At 32.6% G+C, this 19,962-nt stretch carries 19 protein-coding genes, 1 pseudogene and 1 other annotated feature; of the genes and pseudogenes, 19 read left to right on the forward strand and 1 reads right to left on the reverse strand.

Annotated features, from left to right (window positions below; genetic code table 11):
- The first annotated feature begins 28 nt into the window (after positions 1-28).
- The gene (locus FDN13_RS14060; protein ID WP_138980970.1) at positions 29-1,420 is read left to right on the forward strand and encodes an MBL fold metallo-hydrolase RNA specificity domain-containing protein; all 1,392 of its coding nucleotides are present in this window, start codon (positions 29-31) and stop codon (positions 1,418-1,420) included.
- Positions 1,421-1,491: 71 nt separating this feature from the next.
- Positions 1,492-1,708: a binding site (T-box leader), on the forward strand.
- Positions 1,709-1,750: 42 nt separating this feature from the next.
- The gene (locus tag FDN13_RS14065; RefSeq protein ID WP_138980971.1) at positions 1,751-3,475 is read left to right on the forward strand and encodes a glutamine--tRNA ligase/YqeY domain fusion protein; all 1,725 of its coding nucleotides are present in this window, start codon (positions 1,751-1,753) and stop codon (positions 3,473-3,475) included.
- Positions 3,476-3,524: 49 nt separating this feature from the next.
- Here the strand turns inward: FDN13_RS14065 and FDN13_RS14070 are convergent, their stop codons facing one another.
- A complete protein-coding gene (locus FDN13_RS14070; protein ID WP_207670897.1) occupies positions 3,525-4,115 on the reverse strand; it encodes a serine/threonine protein kinase in 591 nt (196 codons plus the stop codon).
- A gap of 113 nt (positions 4,116-4,228) precedes the next feature.
- Between FDN13_RS14070 and FDN13_RS14075 the strand changes: the two genes are divergently transcribed.
- The 17 genes and pseudogenes from FDN13_RS14075 (at position 4,229) to tnpA (ending at position 19,924) form a co-directional block, all read left to right on the forward strand.
- Complete coding sequence (locus FDN13_RS14075; protein ID WP_138980972.1) at positions 4,229-5,104, forward strand: tRNA 2-thiocytidine biosynthesis TtcA family protein; 876 nt, start codon at positions 4,229-4,231, stop codon at positions 5,102-5,104.
- Between the two features lie 31 nt (positions 5,105-5,135).
- Positions 5,136-6,884 (forward strand): sigma-54 dependent transcriptional regulator PrdR, encoded by a 1,749-nt coding sequence (gene prdR, locus FDN13_RS14080; protein ID WP_138980973.1) that lies wholly within the window; start codon positions 5,136-5,138, stop codon positions 6,882-6,884.
- Between the two features lie 293 nt (positions 6,885-7,177).
- On the forward strand, positions 7,178-8,485 hold the full coding sequence (prdC, locus tag FDN13_RS14085; protein ID WP_138980974.1) for a proline reductase-associated electron transfer protein PrdC: 1,308 nt from the start codon (positions 7,178-7,180) through the stop codon (positions 8,483-8,485).
- Positions 8,486-8,501: 16 nt separating this feature from the next.
- Positions 8,502-10,619: a D-proline reductase (dithiol) proprotein PrdA gene (gene prdA / locus FDN13_RS14090; RefSeq protein WP_138980975.1), complete on the forward strand. Its 2,118-nt coding sequence runs from the start codon at positions 8,502-8,504 to the stop codon at positions 10,617-10,619.
- 15 nt (positions 10,620-10,634) lie between these two features.
- The gene (locus FDN13_RS14095) at positions 10,635-10,895 is read left to right on the forward strand and encodes a CBO2463/CBO2479 domain-containing protein (protein ID WP_371414852.1); all 261 of its coding nucleotides are present in this window, start codon (positions 10,635-10,637) and stop codon (positions 10,893-10,895) included.
- The gene (prdB, locus tag FDN13_RS14100; protein ID WP_138980977.1) at positions 10,895-11,620 is read left to right on the forward strand and encodes a D-proline reductase (dithiol) protein PrdB; all 726 of its coding nucleotides are present in this window, start codon (positions 10,895-10,897) and stop codon (positions 11,618-11,620) included. Before FDN13_RS14095 ends, prdB begins: the two co-directional genes overlap by 1 nt.
- Positions 11,621-11,690: 70 nt before the next feature.
- Positions 11,691-12,455, forward strand: a complete 765-nt coding sequence (gene prdD / locus FDN13_RS14520) for a proline reductase cluster protein PrdD (protein WP_138980978.1) — start codon at positions 11,691-11,693, stop codon at positions 12,453-12,455.
- A gap of 11 nt (positions 12,456-12,466) precedes the next feature.
- Positions 12,467-12,937, forward strand: coding sequence for a glycine/sarcosine/betaine reductase component B subunit (locus tag FDN13_RS14525; protein WP_138980979.1), 471 nt, complete (start codon positions 12,467-12,469; stop codon positions 12,935-12,937).
- 1 nt (position 12,938) lies between these two features.
- Positions 12,939-13,943, forward strand: a complete 1,005-nt coding sequence (locus FDN13_RS14115; protein WP_138980980.1) for a proline racemase — start codon at positions 12,939-12,941, stop codon at positions 13,941-13,943.
- Between the two features lie 117 nt (positions 13,944-14,060).
- Complete coding sequence (locus FDN13_RS14120) at positions 14,061-14,951, forward strand: sulfite exporter TauE/SafE family protein (RefSeq protein WP_138980981.1); 891 nt, start codon at positions 14,061-14,063, stop codon at positions 14,949-14,951.
- 93 nt (positions 14,952-15,044) lie between these two features.
- Positions 15,045-15,227, forward strand: a complete 183-nt coding sequence (locus FDN13_RS14125) for a hypothetical protein (protein WP_138980982.1) — start codon at positions 15,045-15,047, stop codon at positions 15,225-15,227.
- A 120-nt stretch (positions 15,228-15,347) separates the two neighbouring features.
- Positions 15,348-16,040 carry an iron-sulfur cluster assembly scaffold protein gene (locus FDN13_RS14130; protein ID WP_138980983.1) on the forward strand — a complete coding sequence of 231 codons (693 nt, stop codon included), beginning with the start codon at positions 15,348-15,350 and terminating at the stop codon, positions 16,038-16,040.
- Between the two features lie 13 nt (positions 16,041-16,053).
- Positions 16,054-17,055 (forward strand): GGGtGRT protein, encoded by a 1,002-nt coding sequence (locus FDN13_RS14135; RefSeq protein ID WP_138980984.1) that lies wholly within the window; start codon positions 16,054-16,056, stop codon positions 17,053-17,055.
- A gap of 91 nt (positions 17,056-17,146) precedes the next feature.
- Positions 17,147-17,947 carry an ATP-dependent sacrificial sulfur transferase LarE gene (gene larE / locus FDN13_RS14140; RefSeq protein ID WP_138980985.1) on the forward strand — a complete coding sequence of 267 codons (801 nt, stop codon included), beginning with the start codon at positions 17,147-17,149 and terminating at the stop codon, positions 17,945-17,947.
- An 11-nt stretch (positions 17,948-17,958) separates the two neighbouring features.
- Positions 17,959-18,705 (forward strand): nickel pincer cofactor biosynthesis protein LarB, encoded by a 747-nt coding sequence (gene larB, locus FDN13_RS14145; RefSeq protein WP_138980986.1) that lies wholly within the window; start codon positions 17,959-17,961, stop codon positions 18,703-18,705.
- Positions 18,706-18,811: 106 nt separating this feature from the next.
- The gene (locus tag FDN13_RS14150) at positions 18,812-19,222 is read left to right on the forward strand and encodes a C-GCAxxG-C-C family (seleno)protein (RefSeq protein ID WP_138980987.1); all 411 of its coding nucleotides are present in this window, start codon (positions 18,812-18,814) and stop codon (positions 19,220-19,222) included.
- A 226-nt stretch (positions 19,223-19,448) separates the two neighbouring features.
- Positions 19,449-19,924, forward strand: a pseudogene (tnpA, locus tag FDN13_RS14155) (IS200/IS605 family transposase).
- Positions 19,925-19,962 lie beyond the last annotated feature (38 nt).

A 19,962-nucleotide genomic window follows, 5' to 3' on the forward strand; every position in this document is an offset into this window, starting at 1 on the left:
ACGGTCGATAAATTTAAGGGGGATTTTTATGAAAATAAAATTTTGTGGGGCAGCAAAAACTGTGACTGGGTCATGCTATTATATTGAAGCTTGTGGAAGAAAGTTTTTGGTAGATTGTGGTATGTTTCAAGGTAAATGTGAAAATTTAAACAAGGAAGATTTTCCTTTTAACCCAAATGAATTAGATTTTATGATTCTAACTCATTCACACATAGATCATTCAGGAAGAATACCACTCCTTATTAAAAAAGGTTTTAAAGGTGGTATATATTGTACATCAGCCACAAGTGAGCTTGTAGATATAATGCTAAGAGATAGTGCTCATATACAAGAAAAAGAAGCTGAATGGGAAAATAAAAAAAGGTTAAGGAAGGGGCTTGAGCCAATTGAGGCATTATACACTATTGATGATGCAATAAAAGTTAAAGAATTTTTGTTTAGTGTTCCTTATGATAAACCTCAAAAAATTGATGAAAATATATCTTTTACTTTGAAAGATGCAGGACATCTTTTAGGTTCAGCAATAGTTGTTTTAGAAATAAATGAAAAGGATAAAATAAAAAAAGTAACTTTTACAGGAGATTTAGGGAATTTTAATATACCTATAATAAAAGACTATGAATATATAGAAGAAACAGATTATTTAATTACAGAATCTACTTATGGGAATAGAATTCATGAAATTGAAAAACAAACAGAGGACTTATATAGTATTATTGTTGATACAACAAAAATGGGAGGTAATGTAATAATTCCATCTTTTGCTGTAGGGAGAACGCAAGAGATTCTTTATATACTTAATCATTATATAGATATTGAGAAAAGAAAAAATTTAAAAACAGTTGAAATATATATTGATAGCCCACTTGCTATTCAAGCTACTGAAATTTTTGAAAAACATAAGGAATGCTATGATGATGAAGCACTTGATTTATTAAATAATGATATAGACCTGATTAATTTTGAAAATATTAGAATAATAAAAAGTACTGAAGAATCTATGGCATTAAATGAAAAGAAAGGTATTGTTATAATATCATCAAGCGGTATGTGCGAAGCAGGCAGAATAAAACATCATTTAAAGCATAATATATGGAGGGAGAATTCATCAATAGTTTTTGTTGGATATCAGGCAGAAGGTACATTAGGTAGAAAAATACTTGATGGAGAAAAGGAAATTAAAATATATGGAGAGAAAATGGTAGTAAAAGCTAAGATTTATAATATGCAAGGTTTATCTGGACATGCTGATATGAATGGAATATTAAATTGGATTATGAACATAAAAAAAGGAGTTAAAAATACTATTTTTATAACGCATGGAGACGTAGATGCACAGGAAAATCTAAAAACTGAACTTGAAAGTATAACTAAAGCTGAAATTATAATACCTAATATGTTTGATGAATATATTATTTAAATAAGTAGACTAAAAACATATCTTGACATATTTTTGATTGTAATAATATAATTTATATAAATATATATATTTAGTATGCTATGAAGAGGAAAAGTAGGTAAAAAAATCATTTAAGAGAGCTGGTGGTGCTGGGAATCCGGTATGATTTTTTACTGAAACAGGCCTTGGAGCGCTGGTTGAAAATGGCTTAGCCGAGTAAACTTAGCGGTTTCTCCCGTTAAAGAGAAGTTAAAAGTGGGCATTGCCAATGTAGGTGGTACCGCGGAAGTTAAACCTTTCGTCCTATGTTCAGGATTAAAGGTTTTTTTATTTTACAAAGGAGGTAGAAGAATGGAAGAAAATATTAAGGAAGAAGTTATAGTTGATGAAAACGAAAGCTCTTCAAAGACTTATTCAAATTTTATTCAAGATATAATTAATAAGGATTTAGAGGAAAATACCTATGGAGGAAAAGTTCACACTCGTTTTCCCCCAGAACCTAATGGATATCTTCATATAGGCCATGCAAAATCTATTTGCCTTAACTTTGGAATCGCAGAGTACAATAAAGGTCTATGCAATTTAAGGTTTGATGATACTAATCCAAGCAAGGAAGATACAGAGTATGTGGAATCTATAATGGAGGATGTTAAATGGCTCGGCTTTGACTGGGGAGATAGGTTATACTATGCATCAGATTATTTCGAAAAGCTCTATGAGTTTGCTGTTCAGCTTATAAAAAAAGGCAAAGCTTATGTATGTGATTTGAGTCCTGAACAGATAAGAGAATATAGAGGAACATTAACGAATCCAGGAAAAAATAGTCCTTATAGAGATAGGACAATAGAAGAAAATCTTGATTTGTTTGAAAGGATGAAGAATGGAGAATTTCCTGATGGATCAAGAGTTTTAAGGGCAAAAATAGATATGTCATCACCAAACCTTAACATGAGGGATCCTGTGTTATACAGAATTCTAAGGGCAACCCATCATAGGACTGGAGATAAATGGTGTATATATCCTATGTATGATTTTGCTCATCCATTATCAGATTATCTTGAAGGTATTACTCATTCTATTTGTACATTAGAATTTGAAGATCATCGCCCTTTATATGATTGGGTATTAAGGGAACTTGAGCTTGAAAGTCCTCCAAAGCAGATTGAATTTGCAAGGTTAAATCTTAATTATACTGTGATGAGTAAAAGAAAACTTTTAAGGCTTGTAAAAGAAGGTTATGTAGATGGATGGGATGATCCAAGAATGCCAACAATATCAGGACTTAGAAGAAGAGGATATACTCCTGAGTCTATTAGAGATTTTTGTAACAGGATAGGGGTAGCAAAGGCAGATAGCATAGTTGACATTAGTCTACTTGAACATTGCATAAGGGAAGATTTAAACAAGAGGGCAAAAAGAGTAATGGCAGTTTTAAGACCATTAAAAGTAGTTATAGATAATTATCCTGATGATTTAGTTGAAGAATTTGAAATTGAAAATAATCCTGAAGATATGAGTGCAGGTACAAGGAAGGTTCCATTTTCAAAGGTTATATATATAGAACAGGATGATTTTATGGAAAATCCCCCCAAAAAATATTTTAGATTAATGCCTGGAGGAGAAGTTAGATTAAAGAATGCATATTTTATAAAATGCAATGAAATAGTAAAGAACGAAAAAGGAGAAATAATAGAACTGCATTGTACTTATGATCCTGCTTCAAGGGGTGGAGAGTCACCAGACGGAAGAAAGGTTAAAGGTACTATACATTGGGTTTCTGCTGCCCATGCTGTTGATGCACAGGTTAGGCTTTATGATAATTTATTTACTGTACCAAATCCATCTGAGGACTCGGAGGGTAAGGACTTTACTGATTATATTAATCCTAATTCTCTTGAAGTACTAGAAGGATGTAAAATTGAACCTTCAATTTTACAATCAGATTTAAATGATAGATATCAATTTCTAAGGATGGGATATTTTTGCCTTGATTCAAAATACTCTAAAGAAGGGCAACTTGTATTTAATCGAATTGTTGGTTTAAAAGATAGCTGGGCAAAGATATCAAAGCAATAATTAAATATAAAAACTATTAATAAAGCCATGGTATGATAGAAAGAGCATATCATGGCTTTATTTGAGATATATAGTTTATATATTCTAAAATTTTAGGTTTCCAAAACTTATATAAACCTGGCTTTTCTTCTTTAAGAACAGATAAGAAAGTATCTAAAACATCAAGCTTATAAAGTCCTTTTACTAAATGCCTTGGGAAATCTCTTTTTTTTGTGTAACATTTTTTAGGATCAATAACCATTACTGATTCATCATATCTCACAATAATATCTTTACACCTTATGTCTTCCTTTGAAAAATTAAGTTTTTTAAATTCAATAAGTAGTTTAATTAAATTTTTAGCAAGTCTTTTACTTATGCCATTTTTTTTGATATATTTATTAAGAGGAGTACCTTCAATATAATCTCTTATCATATAGTTACCACATATACCATACACTTTTGGAAAATATTTGCTTTTTTTAATTCTAGAGAGTATTTCATATTCCCTCATGCAGCTATAAATATCAAAACATATTTTAATTGCCTTTCCATCCGGTAAAAGATATACGACTCCATTATGACCTTTTCCGACAAATTTGCAGTCAAGAAGATTTATATTAAAGTTTTCAATGTATTTTTTATATATTTTATTTCCCATGCTATCTCCTAATATTCGCATTTGTATATATTATGAGTTATAATATTGTTTTGACATAAACTAATAAAAAGGTTTTGATTAAAAGAATGAATTTTAGTAACTGAGGTGATATCATGGAAAAATTATCTAATAACAGATGCGAGAGATCGATTTATATTGATGAAAAAAAGCCTCTTTATGAAATTGAAAGAAGTATAGTTACTAAATTTAGGCATCATATATGGGGAAAATTTATCAAGGCAATTTCAGATTATAACATGGTTGAGGAAGGGGATAAAATAGCTGTTGCAGTTTCAGGAGGAAAGGATAGTCTTTTAATGGCAAAGCTGTTTCAACAGTTAAAAAGGATGAACAAAATAAAATTTGATCTTGAATTCATAGTGGCTGATCCGGGATACCATGAGGACATAAAAGAGATTTTATTAGACAACTGTAGACATTTAAATATACCTATACATATATATGAATCTGGAATCTTTGAAATTGTTGATAGGATAGCGAAGGATTATCCTTGCTTTATGTGTGCAAAGATGAGAAGAGGAGCATTATACTCTAAAGCAAAGGAACTTGGATGTAATAAACTTGCTTTAGGGCATCATTTTGATGATGTTATTGAAACTGTTCTATTAAATATGTTTTTTACAGGGTGTTTTAAAACTATGCTTCCAAAAGTTAAATCTAGAAATTTTGAGGGTATGGAGCTAATAAGACCACTTTATTATATTAAAGAACATTATATAGAATGCTATACAAAGGAAAACGGAATATACCCAATAAACTGTGCATGTATGGTAGCTGCTAAAAGAACTGGAAATAAGCGTTATGAAATAAAGGATTTAATAAAAGATTTGAAATTGAAATTTAAAGATATTGACAAGCATATTTTTACAGCTACTCAAAATGTTAACATGGATGCAATTTTAGGATGGCAAAAAGATGGGAAAAAGTATTCATATTTAAACTTCTATGATGAAAATGAAGAAGAGTAGATTGAAAAACTGATTAGAGAGGAGGGAAAGAATGATTACAGATATTTTTTTTAAGGTAAAAGATATAATGAATACTGATTTTATAAAAGTAATGCAAAATGAAACAATTAACGATGCAATGAATAAGATGATAGAGCATTTTAAAGATGAAGTTGTTGTATTTGATGAAAAAGGAAACCTTTTAGGGATATTTACAAGATCTGATCTGTCTAAAATAAAAAGATTAGGAATAGATTTTAATAGTGCATTAGAGAAATATATAAAAAGAGATGTTATAACGATAAATCCAAATTTCTCAGTAAAAGAAGCAAGAGATTTAATGATAAAGAATAATATAGGCAGGCTTCCCGTAGTTGAAAATAATAAAGTCATTGGAATTTTAACAAGTAATAACATAAGAGATACATTCTATATTAAGATGAATGAACTTTTTGATTTTCTAAATAATATAATAGAAAATATTCATGAAGCAATATGTATAGCTGATAATATGGGTTATGTTATATATTGGAATAAAAGCGCTGAGATGCTCTATAATGTTAAGGCTGAAGAAATAATAGGGAAACATATTAAAGATTTTTTTCCAAATGCAATGATTTTAAAAGTATTAAAAGAAGGAAAACCAATAGAAAACATGAAACATGAACCTATAAAAGGGAAAAGTGTAATTTTAAGTGCTATACCTATTTTCAACTCAAAGCAAGAAATCATAGGATGTGTTACAACGGATAGAGATATTACTGAGGTTGTTAACCTTTCAAAACAACTTGAAAATGCAAAGGAAAAGGTTGAGTTTCTTGAAAGTGCATATAAAAAGGAAATAGCAAACAAATACAGTTTTACAAATATATATGGTAAAAACAAAAAGATAATTGATGCTATTGCTCTTGCTCAAAAGGTTGCCCAAACATCTGCAAGCATATTGATTACAGGTGAGAGTGGTACAGGCAAGGAGGTTTTTGCAAAGGCTATACATGAGGCAAGTGGTAGGAGCGGGAACTTCGTTGCAGTAAACTGCAGTGCTATACCCGAACAACTTCTCGAAAGTGAACTTTTTGGATACGTAGAAGGAGCATTTACAGGTGCTGCTAAAAAGGGTAAAATGGGAAAGTTTGAGCTTGCGAATAATGGTACTTTGTTTCTTGATGAAATTGGGGATATGCCTTTTGAGATGCAAGCAAAGCTTTTAAGGGTATTACAGGATGGAATAATCTACAGGCTTGGAAGTGAAAAAGCAATACCAACAAATACAAGGATAATTGCAGCTACCAATAAAGATCTTAAAAAGCTAATAAAGGAAAATAAATTTAGAGATGATTTGTTTTACAGGTTAGCAGTAGTGCAGATTGAACTTCCTCCTCTTAGAGAAAGAAGAGAGGATATTAAAGATCTTGTAAATATTTTTATAAATGATATGGCAGAAAAGGAAAGAATTAAAATTTATAAAGTTGATGAGGAAGTTTATGATATTCTTGAAAGATATTCATGGGAGGGTAATATTAGAGAACTAAAAAATGTAATACAAAGGATGGTTATATTATCTAATGATGGTAATATAAACTTGTCATGCATTCCTGAGTATATATTTAATAGTGGAATACAAAATGTTGATACTTATGAAAATGAATATGACCTTCAAAAAATAGTTGAAAAGGTAGAAAAAGAAACCATTAGAAAGATTTTAAAGATGACTAATGGGAATAAGCAAAAGGCTGCAAAGATATTAAATATAAAAAGAACAACACTTTACTATAAATTAAATCAATATGGACTAAATTAAAACATATTTATGTTTAATATATATGTCAAATTTTTGACAACAGTGTCACATTATTGACACTGTTAATTTTTTTATTATATTAAGCAACATAAAGTATTTTCAAATAATTGATTTATAAATAAACAAAAAATGTGTCGAAATTTTGACATGCATATTTAACCTAAAATAAATAAAATGAATAAAGATTACGAATAATAATAGATGTAATGCCTGTTATTAAAATTATAAATAAATAAAAAATTTGGCATGCTATTTGCAAAATATATAAATGAGAAATAGATGGAGGTGATAGTGTGGCAAAGGTTTATAGTTTCGCTTTAAAAATGCATGTAGGTGCACCTTCAGTTCCAATTGTTAAGGAAGGACAGCATGTAAAAAGAGGAGAATGCATTGCACAGCCTAATGGTTTAGGTGCTAAGATTCATTCAAGTATTTCAGGAACAGTAAGCAAAATTACAGATAAAGAAATTCTAATTGAAGCTGACGATGTTCAATCTGATGACTATGTAAAAATTAAAGAGTGTGATGACATAGTTGAGGCTGTTTACGAAGCAGGAGTTGTAGGTGCAGGTGGTGCAGGTTTTCCAACCCATGTAAAATTAAAATCACAAATAGAAGATGGGTATATAATTGCTAACTGTGCTGAGTGTGAACCTGCTTTACACCATAATATAGAACTCCTTGAAAAGGATCCGGATATCGTAATTAGGGGTATTCGATATGCGATGAAGGCAACAAAGGCACCAAAAGGATACATTGCAATAAAGGGGAAGAATAAAAAAGCAATTGAAGCAATAAAAAAGTCTCTTAATGCTTCAAAGGACATTGAAATAAAAGAACTTCCTGATATGTATCCTGCAGGAGAGGAAAGAGCAGTTATTCATTCAATTTTTGGAATATGGCTTGAACCAACACAGCTTCCAATTGAAGCAAAATGCGTAGTATTAAACACTGAAACGCTTGCTAATATTACAAGAGCTATTGAAGATAGGAAGCCAGTAATAGATAAGGATATAACTGTTGTTGGGAAACTCAAAAGTGGTATAAAACCTAATGTCTTCTTTCAAGTTCCAGTCGGTACTCCGATAAAGGATTTGATTGAAAAGGCAGGAGGAATTGATGGTAAATATGGTGAGCTAATAATTGGAGGACCATATACAGGAGTAGCAAAGGATATTGAAACATCATATTTAACAAAGATTTCAGGTGGCGCAATTGTCACAATTGAGCTTCCAAAATATGAAGGACCTTTAGGACTTCTTGTTTGTGCTTGTGGTGCAAATGAAGAAAGGCTTAGAGATATTGCAGCTAAAATGGGATCAAAAGTAGTTGGAGTTACTAAGTGTAAAAATGTAGTAGAAGTTAAAGGGGCAAATAAATGCTTAACACCAGGAGACTGCCCAGGGCAAGCACAAGGTATTATGTATCTTAAAAAACAAGGAGCAAAGAGAGTACTTGTATCAAATTGCAGCGATTGTACAAATACTGTAATGTGCTGTGCTCCAAAAGCAGGACTTTCTGTTTACCATCATACAGATCATGTATTTAGAACAATAGATTACCCACTTACTAGAAGATTACCTATGGAAGAAAAGAAATAAAGGAGGCTGATTTTGAATGTCAATGAGTGCTGAACACGCACAGGAGCTAAAAAATGAAGTTGCTGTTGTGTGCTGTAGGACAGATGCAGGAACAATAATATCAGCAGAGAATCTGGAAGATCCAGCAGTTTTTCCAGATCTTGTTGATTCAGGTCTTTTAACTATACCTGAAAACACTTTAAAAATAGGTCAGGTATTAGGAGCAAAACTTATAAAGACTATTGATTCTTTAACACCACTTACTCCAGACTTACTTGAAGGAGTAAAGGAAATTGAAGGTGAAGTTAAATCAGAAAGCATGACTGCAGAGCTTGCTGATGGTGACGCAAAGGCTGTTTTAAAATATAACAAAGTCGCAGGAGAAGTAATTAAAGCTGAAGACTTAGAAAATCCAATGCATTTTGAAAAACTTCAAGATTCACTTCTTTTAAATTTAGATTCAAAAGTTTTAACAAGAAAAGAGGTTATAGGAGCTAAATTAAAAGTTGATGCACCAGCATTAACACCTATAACTGCTTCAATGCTTGAAGGATTTGAAGAAGTTGAAAATACTCAGCCAGTTGAAACTTCTGCACCAGCTGTTTCCTTTGGAGGAACATTAAAGATTAAGATTGCAGAAGGAAAAGGTATTGACATTGAAATACCAATGCCAGTTGCAGGTGCTACTACTTATACTAAGGCTCCAGTTGCAGCCTTATCACCTAAAACAGAAGCTAAGCCAGCTGAAAAAGTAGTAGAAGTAGCGAAGCAGGAAGTTAAGCTTGAAGATAAAGTAGTAAGAAAGCTTGTAAAGAAACACTTTAAAATTGATAAGGTAGAGTTTGGACCACAAACAAAGATAGAAGGAACAACTCTTTATATAAGAGAAGATATATGTAAAGATGCATTAAATGTTGATCATCTTGTAAAAGACATTAAGATAGATATAATAACTCCAGATAAATACAACACTTATAGTGAAACTATAATGGATGTACAGCCGATTGCTACAAAAGAAGGAGATAGCAAGCTTGGAAGTGGAGTTACAAGAGTATTAGACGGTGTAATAGTAATGGTTACTGGTACTGATGAAAATGGAGTTCAAATTGGAGAATTTGGTTCATCAGAAGGTATTCTTGAAGAGAATATCATGTGGGGAAGACCAGGAGCACCAGATAAGGGAGAAATATTTATAAAGACTCAAGTTACAATTGCAGCTGGAACTAACATGGAAAGACCAGGTCCTCTTGCAGCTCACAAAGCTACAGATGTTATAACTCAAGAAATAAGAGAAGCATTAAAGAAGCTTGATGAAAGCCTTGTAGTTGAAACAGAAGAATTAGTTCAATACAGAAGACCAGGCAAGAAGAAGGTTGTAATTGTTAAAGAAATAATGGGTCAGGGAGCAATGCATGACAACTTGATTCTTCCAGTTGAGCCAGTAGGTGTTCTTGGAGGAAAGCCAAACGTTGACCTTGGTAACGTTCCAGTTGTATTATCACCACTTGAAGTTCTTGATGGAGGTATTCATGCATTAACATGTATAGGACCAGCATCAAAAGAATGTTCAAGACATTATTGGAGAGAACCTCTTGTAATTGAAGCTATGAACGATCCAGAAATTGACCTATGTGGAGTAGTATTTGTTGGAAGTCCACAAATAAACGCTGAAAAGTTCTATGTATCAGAAAGACTTGGAATGCTTGTTGAAACAATGGATGTTGATGGTGCAGTTGTTACAACAGAAGGTTTTGGAAACAACCATATTGACTTTGCAAGCCATATTGAACAGATAGGAATGAGAGGCATTCCAGTAGTTGGTATGTCATTCTGTGCAGTACAGGGTGCCCTTGTTGTAGGAAACAAATATATGAAATATATGGTTGATAATAATAAGTCAGAAGCTGGAATTGAAAATGAAGTTTTATCCTGCAATACTCTTTGCAAAGAAGATGCTATAAGAGCAATGGCAATGTTAAAGTCTGCAATGGCAGGTGAAGAAGTAAAGGCTGCTGAGAGAAAGTGGAATCCAAATGTTAAGGAAAGCAACCTTGAAGCTATTGAGAAGACTATGAATATAAAAATAGACAGAGTAGAAAATGAAACTTCAATACCAATGAGCCAAAAGAGGCTTGAAAAATATTCAACAAAATAATAATAGATTGAAGGAATTAAAATGAAGTATGGTGATAAAATAATTGAAATGCAGGGAATCATAGTTGAAGTACATGATGGCTGTGTTTCAATTGACCTAAAAGGAAGGCTAGGTTTTTTAAAAATCCCAATGAGAATGCTTATAACTGATTATCCTTTAAAGGTAGGTCAAGAAGTAGGCTTTAAGATGAGCTTTGTTGAGGTTTTATCCAAGGAACCTAACGAGAAGTATGTAAGCAATATAGAGAAAAGAAGAAGAAAGGAAGGTATGGATTAATGGCTTTAACAGTTGTTAAGGGTTTACAGTCAGAAATATTTGTGCCAATAACACCACCACCTGTATGGACTCCTGTTACAAAGCCTCTTAGCGAAATGAGAATTGCTTTTGCAACAGCAGCAGGTGTTCATTTAAAGTCAGACAAAAGATTCAATCTTGCTGGAGACTTTACCTATAGATTAATACCAGGAGATTGCAACTCTCAAGATCTTATGGTATCCCATGGAGGATATGATAATGGTGATGTAAATAAGGATATAAATTGTATGTTCCCAATTGATAGATTGAGGGAACTTGCAGCAGAAGGATTTATAAAGGAAGTATCACCTGTTCACGCTGGCTTTATGGGAGGTGGCGGAAACCAGGAAAAGTTTAAAAATGAAACAGGTCCAGCAATTGCAAAGATATTAAAAGAAGCAAATGTTGATGCTGTAGTTTTAACTGCTGGGTGAGGTACTTGTCACCGTTCAGCTGTACTCGTACAGAGAGCGATTGAGGAATCGGGGATTCCTACAATAATAATTGCAGCATTACCACCAGTTGTTAAACAAACTGGTACACCAAGAGCAGTAGCACCACTTGTTCCAATGGGAGCTAATGCAGGAAAACCAAATGATCCAGAAATGCAAAGAAATATATTAAAAGATACATTAAAGCAGCTTATTGAAATCGATACACCAGGTAAGATAGTTCCATTACCGTATGAATATGTAGCAAAGGTTTAATATAGTAATTAGCCTAATGGAGAAAGAAAATTTCTCCATTAGGCAATAAAATAAAAGCGGTGATTCATATATGTCAGATGAAAAGATAATGAGAAATCTTATAATTAAAACATTTCATATAACAAAAGTTGAATTTTCAAAAAAGACTTACATTGAAAATAGGATTCTTTATATCAGAGAAAATATAAAAGATTGTTTGATTGATAACGAACAATCATATATCAAAGATATTAATATAAACATAATTTATCCTGATGCCCACGATATATTTGTTAATTCAATTATGGATTTTTCTCCAATTGCTACAAAAGTTTTAGGTAGAATTGGAGAAGGCATAACACATGTTTTGACTGGAGTATTTGTAATGCTTACCGGAGTTGATGAATTAGGAAATCAGGTTGCAGAGTTTGGATCATCAGAGGGTATTTTAAATGAACAAGTTGTTTTTGGAAGAGCAGGTACTCCATCAAAGGATGATATTATTATACATGTTGATGTAACTTTAAAAGAAGGCATGGGAATTATAAGGGATGGCATAAATTCAGCTCATAGAGCATGTGATAAACTTGTTCAAGAGATAAGAGATTATCTAAAGAAAATGAATGGAAGATTATGCGATGAAAGGTATGAATATTCAGACATTATAAGACCTGAAAAGAAAAAAGTAGTTATAGTAAAGCAGGTTGCAGGTCAAGGAGCAATGTATGATACTCTTCTTTTTGCTAAAGAGCCATGCGGCTTTGAAGGTGGAAGATCAATAATTGATATTGGTAATGTGCCGATTATTGTAAGTCCAAATGAATACCGTGATGGTGCACTAAGGGCAATGCATTAGGAGGTGAAGCTATGGGAGTTGGTCCATCTACAAAGGAAACAACGCTTCATCATTTTAGAGACCCATTGCTTGATGTTGTTTCAAAGGACAAAGACATAGATCTTTTAGGAATAATAATTGTAGGTACACCTCAAGCTAATGAAGATAAATATTTTGTTGGACAAAGAGTAGCTACATGGGTGGAAGCAATGAGAGCCCAAGGAGTGATAATATCTGTTGATGGATGGGGAAATAGCCATGTAGACTTTGCAAATACGATTGAAGAAATAGGTAAAAGGAATATACCAGTTGTTGGATTAAGTTTTGTTGGTACGCAAGCACAATTTGTTGTAACTAATAAATATATGGATACAATAGTAGATTTTAATAAGTCAATGGAAGGCATAGAAACAGAAGTTGTTGGAGAAAATAATGTCACAGAAATAGATGCAAAAAAAGCATTAGCATTTTTAAAACTAAAAATGAGAAAGGCAGGGGAATGAAATGAGAGCGATTAGAACTATAAATGCAGTTGATTCACATACAATGGGAGAACCAACAAGAATTGTAGTAGGAGGGGTTCCAGTAATACCAGGCGATACGATGCCTGAAAAAAAAGCATATCTTGAAAAGAATCTTGATCATATTAGAACAGCTATTATGCATGAACCAAGAGGGCATAAGGATATGTTTGGTTCAATTATAACACAGCCTACTAATAAAGAAGCTGACCTTGGAATTATATTTATGGATGGCGGCGGATATCTTAATATGTGTGGTCATGGCTCTATTGGTGCTCTAACTGTTGCTGTAGAACTTGGAATGGTAGAAGTTAAGGAGCCATTTACAGAAGTTGTCCTTGAAGCACCAGCTGGATTAGTTAAAGGAAAAGTAAAAGTTGAGGATGGTAAGGCAAAGGAAGTTTCAATAGTTAATGTTCCTTCATTCCTGTACAAGCATGATGTGGAAGTTGATGTTCCAGAAGTGGGCAAGCTTACCATTGATATTTCCTTTGGAGGAAGTTTCTTTGCACTTGTAAAATCTTCTGATTTAGGTATTGATATTTGTCCTGAAAATGCTCAAAAGCTTTGCGATGTTGGAATGAAGATACTAAAGGCAGTTAATGAGCAGGTTAAGGTAGAGCATCCAACTCTTAAGCATATTAAAAGTGTTGATCTTGTTGAAATATATGGACCTGCTAAAAATCCAAAAGCAAACCTTCAAAATGTAGTAGTGTTTGGTCAAGGACAAGTTGATAGATCTCCTTGTGGAACTGGTACAAGTGCTAAGATAGCAACTCTTTATGCAAAGGGAGAGCTAAAGATGAATGAAGAGTTTGTATATGAAAGTATAACAGGAACAATGTTTAAAGGAAAAGTTGTTGGTGAAACAAAAGTTGGGGATTACAATGCTATAATACCAGAAATAACTGGAAGTGCATATATCACAGGTTTCAATCAATTCATAATTGATCCAGAAGACCCATTAAAATACGGTTTTACTCTATAACTAAAACCTATATAATTTAGACAGTACGCAAAAATTACGCAAGTATTTAAATATGCACCTTAAAGTACAAGATAAAGGTGCATATTTAAAATAAAAATAAACAAAGGAGGAGAAAATATGTTAACAATTGTTCTTCTATTACTCGGACTATTAACCTTATATTTTGCTGTTGTATTCATCAAGGATTATGTTGAAACAGCTAAACAAGGAAAGCTTGAGAAGGAAAATTTTGCAGCATTAGGTGCAGTAGGATTTTTAACAAACTTCTTTGATACTCTTGGTATAGGAAGCTTTGCACCAACAACAGCTTTATTTAAGCTATTTAAACTTACAAGCGACAGAACAATACCTGGAACATTAAATGTTTCAATGACAATACCAGTTGTAGCAGAAGCTTTTATATTTATAACAGTTATAAAAGTTGAGCCTATAACCCTCCTTTCAATGCTTGGAGCTGCAACAGTAGGTGCAGTTTTTGGAGCAGGAATTGTTTCAAAACTTGACGAGAAAAAAGTACAGATTGGTATGGGAATAGCTCTTGCAGTAGTTGCACTTATTATGCTTGCATCTCAACTTAAGCTTTTCCCAGCTGGTGGAGATGCGATAGGTCTTACTGGAATAAAACTTATTGTAGCAATAGTTGCAAATTTTATACTTGGAGCACTCATGACTCTTGGAATTGGGCTTTATGCTCCATGTATGGCACTTGTATTTGCACTTGGAATGAGTCCTAAAGTTGCATTCCCAATAATGATGGGTTCATGTGCATTCTTAATGCCAGCAGCTTCAGTTAAGTTTGTAAAGGAAGGTGCTTATGACAGAAAAGCATCTCTTGCAATAACAATATTTGGTACAATCGGTGTATTTGTAGCAGCATATATAGTAAAATCTCTTCCTCTTACAACTTTAAAATGGCTTGTAATAGTTGTTATACTTTATACATCAATTATGATGTTTAGATCTGCAACAAAGAATGCAAAGGAAGAAAACAATAAAAAGGTTGCATAAGATATTAAAAGCTACTGTTAAAGCAGTAGCTTTTAAAAATTTTAATAATAATACCTCCTGAAAGCAAAAATATTGTATATAGGAGGTGTTTATATGGTTAAACATAAAAACGATATTGAAAATTCAAAATTAATATCAGCTATAGCCTATAGCAAGGATAGCCAAAATTCTACCCATGGGTATCTTGAAGTGGGTAATGATGCTACAATTCAAGCTAAAGCAAGGGCTATGAGAAATAAAAACAATACTACTGTCAATGTTGATGAGAAAAAATAGCTGATACGCTGCTTTTAGCAGCGTATTTCTTTGTTAAATTTTTTAAAAATAATATTGTTGTATTCATTAGGATTTGTTAATATATAAACAGTTACAAAAGTTATAGAAAGGGGATATGAAATGAATTACACAACAGAAGTTGAAAGAATGGTATGTGTTGCAAAGGGACCAAACCATGGACCAGCACCAATACCTGAAGAAGGAAAATGGGTACAAGCTAAGGAGATTAAAGATATTAGTGGGTTAACTCATGGAGTAGGTTGGTGTGCTCCACAACAGGGAGCTTGTAAATTAACTTTAAATGTTAAAGATGGTATTATACAAGAAGCACTTGTAGAAACATTAGGATGTTCTGGTATGACTCATTCTGCAGCTATGGCATCAGAGATACTACCAGGTAAAACAATACTTGAGGCATTAAATACAGACCTTGTTTGTGATGCTATAAATACTGCAATGAGAGAGCTTTTCCTCCAAATAGTATATGGAAGAAGCCAGACTGCATTCTCAGAAGGTGGACTTCCTATAGGAGCAGGTCTTGAAGATCTTGGAAAGGGATTAAGAAGCCAAGTAGGAACAATGTATGGTACTTTAGCTAAAGGTTCAAGGTATCTTGAAATGGCTGAAGGATACATAACCGAGCTTGCACTTGATGAAAACAACGAAATTATAGGATACAAATATGTAAATCTTGGAAGAATGATGGACATGATTAAAAAAGGTATGGATGCTAATGAAGCAATACAAAAAGCATCAGGTACTTATGGAAGATTTAATGAAGCTGTAAAAGTTATAGATCCAAGACATGAATAAGGAGGTTTTGAAGATGGCATTATTTGAAGGTTATGAAAGAAGAATAAATCAGATTATACCTGTTTTAAATAAATATGGTATGAATTCCTTAGAAGAGGCAAAGGCTGTTTGTGACGAAAAAGGAGTAGACGTTTATAACATAGTAAAAGGTATTCAGCCAATTTGTTTTGAAAATGCTTGCTGGGCTTATATAGTTGGGGCTGCAATAGCAATTAAAAAAGGATGTAAGAAGGCTGCAGATGCTGCAGAGGCTTTAGGTGAAGGTTTACAAGCTTTTTGCATACCAGGTTCGGTTGCTGATGATAGAAAGGTTGGTTTAGGACATGGAAACCTTGCTGCAATGCTTTTAAGGGAAGAAACAAAATGTTTTGCTTTCCTTGCTGGACATGAGTCCTTTGCAGCAGCAGAAGGTGCAATTGGTATTGCAAAATCAGCAAATAAAGTAAGAAAAGAACCTTTAAGAGTTATATTAAACGGGCTTGGAAAGGATGCTGCACAAATAATATCAAGAATTAATGGTTTTACTTATGTGCAGACTAAATTCGATTATTATACTGGAAAGCTTGAGATAGTAAGAGAAATAAAATACTCAAATGGTGAAAGATCAAAGGTTAAATGTTATGGTGCAGATGATGTTAGAGAAGGTGTTGCTATAATGCACCTTGAAAATGTTGATGTATCAATTACTGGTAACTCAACTAACCCAACAAGATTCCAACATCCTGTTGCAGGAACTTATAAAAAAGAATGCTATGAAAAAGGTAAAAAGTATTTTTCAGTAGCATCTGGTGGTGGAACTGGAAGAACTCTTCATCCAGATAATATGGCTGCTGGTCCTGCATCTTATGGTATGACTGATACTATGGGAAGAATGCATTCTGATGCTCAGTTTGCTGGTTCATCATCAGTACCTGCTCATGTTGAGATGATGGGATTAATTGGAATGGGCAACAATCCAATGGTTGGAGCGAGTGTTGCTGTAGCTGTTGCTATTGAAGAAGCAATGAATAAATAAAATAATAAAGCTTCTGCATAACGCAGAAGCTTTATTTACAACGTTATAAAGAAAGTATTGTATAAGAATTAAAAAATGAAGGTGGTAATTAATGAGCTGGGAAAACAAATATTTAAGCTTAACTCAGTATTTGAACAAACTGGAGAAAATAGCTATAGCCTTTTCAGGAGGAATGGATAGTTCATTACTATTAAAAGCAGCTACTGATAGTAATTTAAAAAAAGTCGTAGCAATTACAATAAATACACCTTATATACCATCCTGGGAGATAGACGAGGCAAAGCAGTTGGCTAATGAATTAAAAATAAGACATAGAGTACTTAATTTGGCTTTTATAGATGAAATTAAGTTTAATCCTGAAAATAGATGTTATTTATGCAAAAAATCTTTGTTTAAATCAATGATTGATGAAGCAAAAAAAGAAAGTATTGAATATATATTAGACGGAACTAATACAGATGATTTAAAAGATTATAGACCTGGTATTATGGCCTTAAAGGAACTCAATATAAAAAGCCCTTTACTTGAACTTGGATTTACAAAGAAAGATATAAGAGAAATATTAAAAAATTTAAATCTTAGTACATGGGACAAAAAACCAAATGCATGTTTACTTTCAAGGATTCCTTATGGTGAGGAAATCAATTTAGATAAAATTAAAAGGATTGAAGAATCGGAAAAATATATTTTAAACTTAGGATTTGATGCTGTAAGAGTAAGAAGCCATGGTGATATGGCAAGGATAGAAGTTCCTAAAAATCAGAGAAAAAAATTTTTTGATGAAAAACTATTAGATGAGGTTGCAAATTATTTGAAAAATTTAGGTTTTAAGTATGTGTCTATTGACATTGAAGGATATAGGACAGGAAGCTTAAATGAAGCAATAAAATAGTAGGTGGTTTTATGAATAGGGAAGAAATAAAAAGACTTCTTGAAGATATAAAAAATGAAAAAATATCATTAGAAGAAGGAATAAGTGAAATAGAAAATTTGCCTTATAAGGACATAGGATATGCTTTAGTTGATAACCATAGAGAATTGCGAGTGGGTTATCCAGAGGTCATTTATTGTGCAGGCAAAACTGTAGAACAAGTAGTGGGTATAGTGGAATATATGCTTAAAAAAGAATGTAATATACTTGCAACAAGAGCCGATGAAAAAATCTATGATGCTGTTTTAAACTTATGCTCTGATGCAAAATACAATAAACATGGCAGAATCATTACAATCAAAAGAAAAGAAATAGATATTCCTAACAGCTTTATTGCTGTTGTAACGGCTGGAACTTCTGATATACCCGTTGCAGAAGAAGCAGCAGCAACTGCAGAGTTTTTTGGTAATAAAGTTGAAAGAATATTTGACGTTGGTGTTGCAGGAATACATAGGTTATTTGGTAAACTTGAAATAATAAAGAATGCAAAAGTTGTTGTGGTTGTAGCAGGAATGGAAGGAGCTTTAGCAAGCGTAGTTGCAGGGTTAATAGATAAGCCAGTTATTGCAGTACCGACAAGTGTTGGTTATGGAGCAAACTTTGGAGGGCTTTCAGCTCTACTTACAATGCTTAACAGCTGTTCAAGCGGAGTTAGTGTTGTTAACATAGATAATGGATTTGGAGCAGGATATTTAGCAAGTATGATAAACAAATTATAAAATAGCTACATATCATAAATAACTTTATCATAAATGATAACAAAAAACTATTGAAATTTTGTACTAAAAATATTACTTTTATATTAAATAAGAAAGGAGTGATTAAATGCTAAAAGAAACTGCTTTTAAATATTATTCTAAAGATTATGATTTGAACTGTGCTGAAACCATTCTTTATGCCGCAAAGGAAGAGTATAAATTAAACTTAGACAAAAATACTTTAAAAACAATGGCAGCATTTGGCGGAGGAATGGCAGTTGAAGGTGTATGCGGAGCCATATCAGGAGCAATTGCAACTTTAGGGATATTATTTACAAAGGACAGGGCCCATGAAAGCGATAGAATTAAATTACTTACTAAGGAATTTATAGAAAAGTTTATTGAAAGGCTTGGAACTGAAAACTGTAAAATACTTAAAGATAAATACAGAAATGATGATATAAGATGTGAAAAGATGATTATTACATCTGCTGAAATACTTGATGAGATTGTAAAAAGAGAAATTGAAAAGGAATAAAGCAAATAAAAGTGCCGCAATTTGCGGTACTTTTATTTGCTTTATGATTAGGTTCTATAATAAATGTTGGGGTGGTAAACCTCAACATTTTTATTGTTTTATGAATACCACGGGCTATGCCCGTGGTTCTAAAAAGCTTATAGCTATGGGTAGAAAAAATTTTCTCCTTTGATAGAATAAATGATAACGGTCTGCCAACCGAAATCAAATCAAAGGAGGAAACAATATGGATAATGAAAGTTTATCACATACCAAATGGAATTGTAAATATCATATTGTATTTGCACCAAAATATAGACGGCAAATAATATATGGGAAAATAAAAGAAGACATAGGCAAGATATTAAGAAAATTATGTGAATATAAAGGAGTAGAAATAATAGAAGCAAACGCATGTAAGGATCATATACATATGCTTGTAAGTATACCACCTAAATTAAGCGTAGCACAGTTTATGGGATATTTAAAAGGGAAAAGTTCATTGATGATATTTGATAGACATGCAAATTTAAAATATAAGTATGGGAATAGACAGTTTTGGTGTAAAGGATATTATGTAGATACAGTAGGCAGAAATAAAAAAGTGATAGAAGAGTATATAAAGAGAATCAATTACAGGAAGACATAGCGTATGATCAAATAAGTTTGAAAGAATATATAGACCCGTTTACGGGTGAGCCGGTGAACAAAGGCAAAAAATAAGCCCCTTTTGGGGCAGCCTGAAAAAAATATGCGGAGTT

The organism is Caloramator sp. E03 (genome assembly GCF_006016075.1).
Classification (GTDB): domain Bacteria; phylum Bacillota; class Clostridia; order Clostridiales; family Caloramatoraceae; genus Caloramator_B.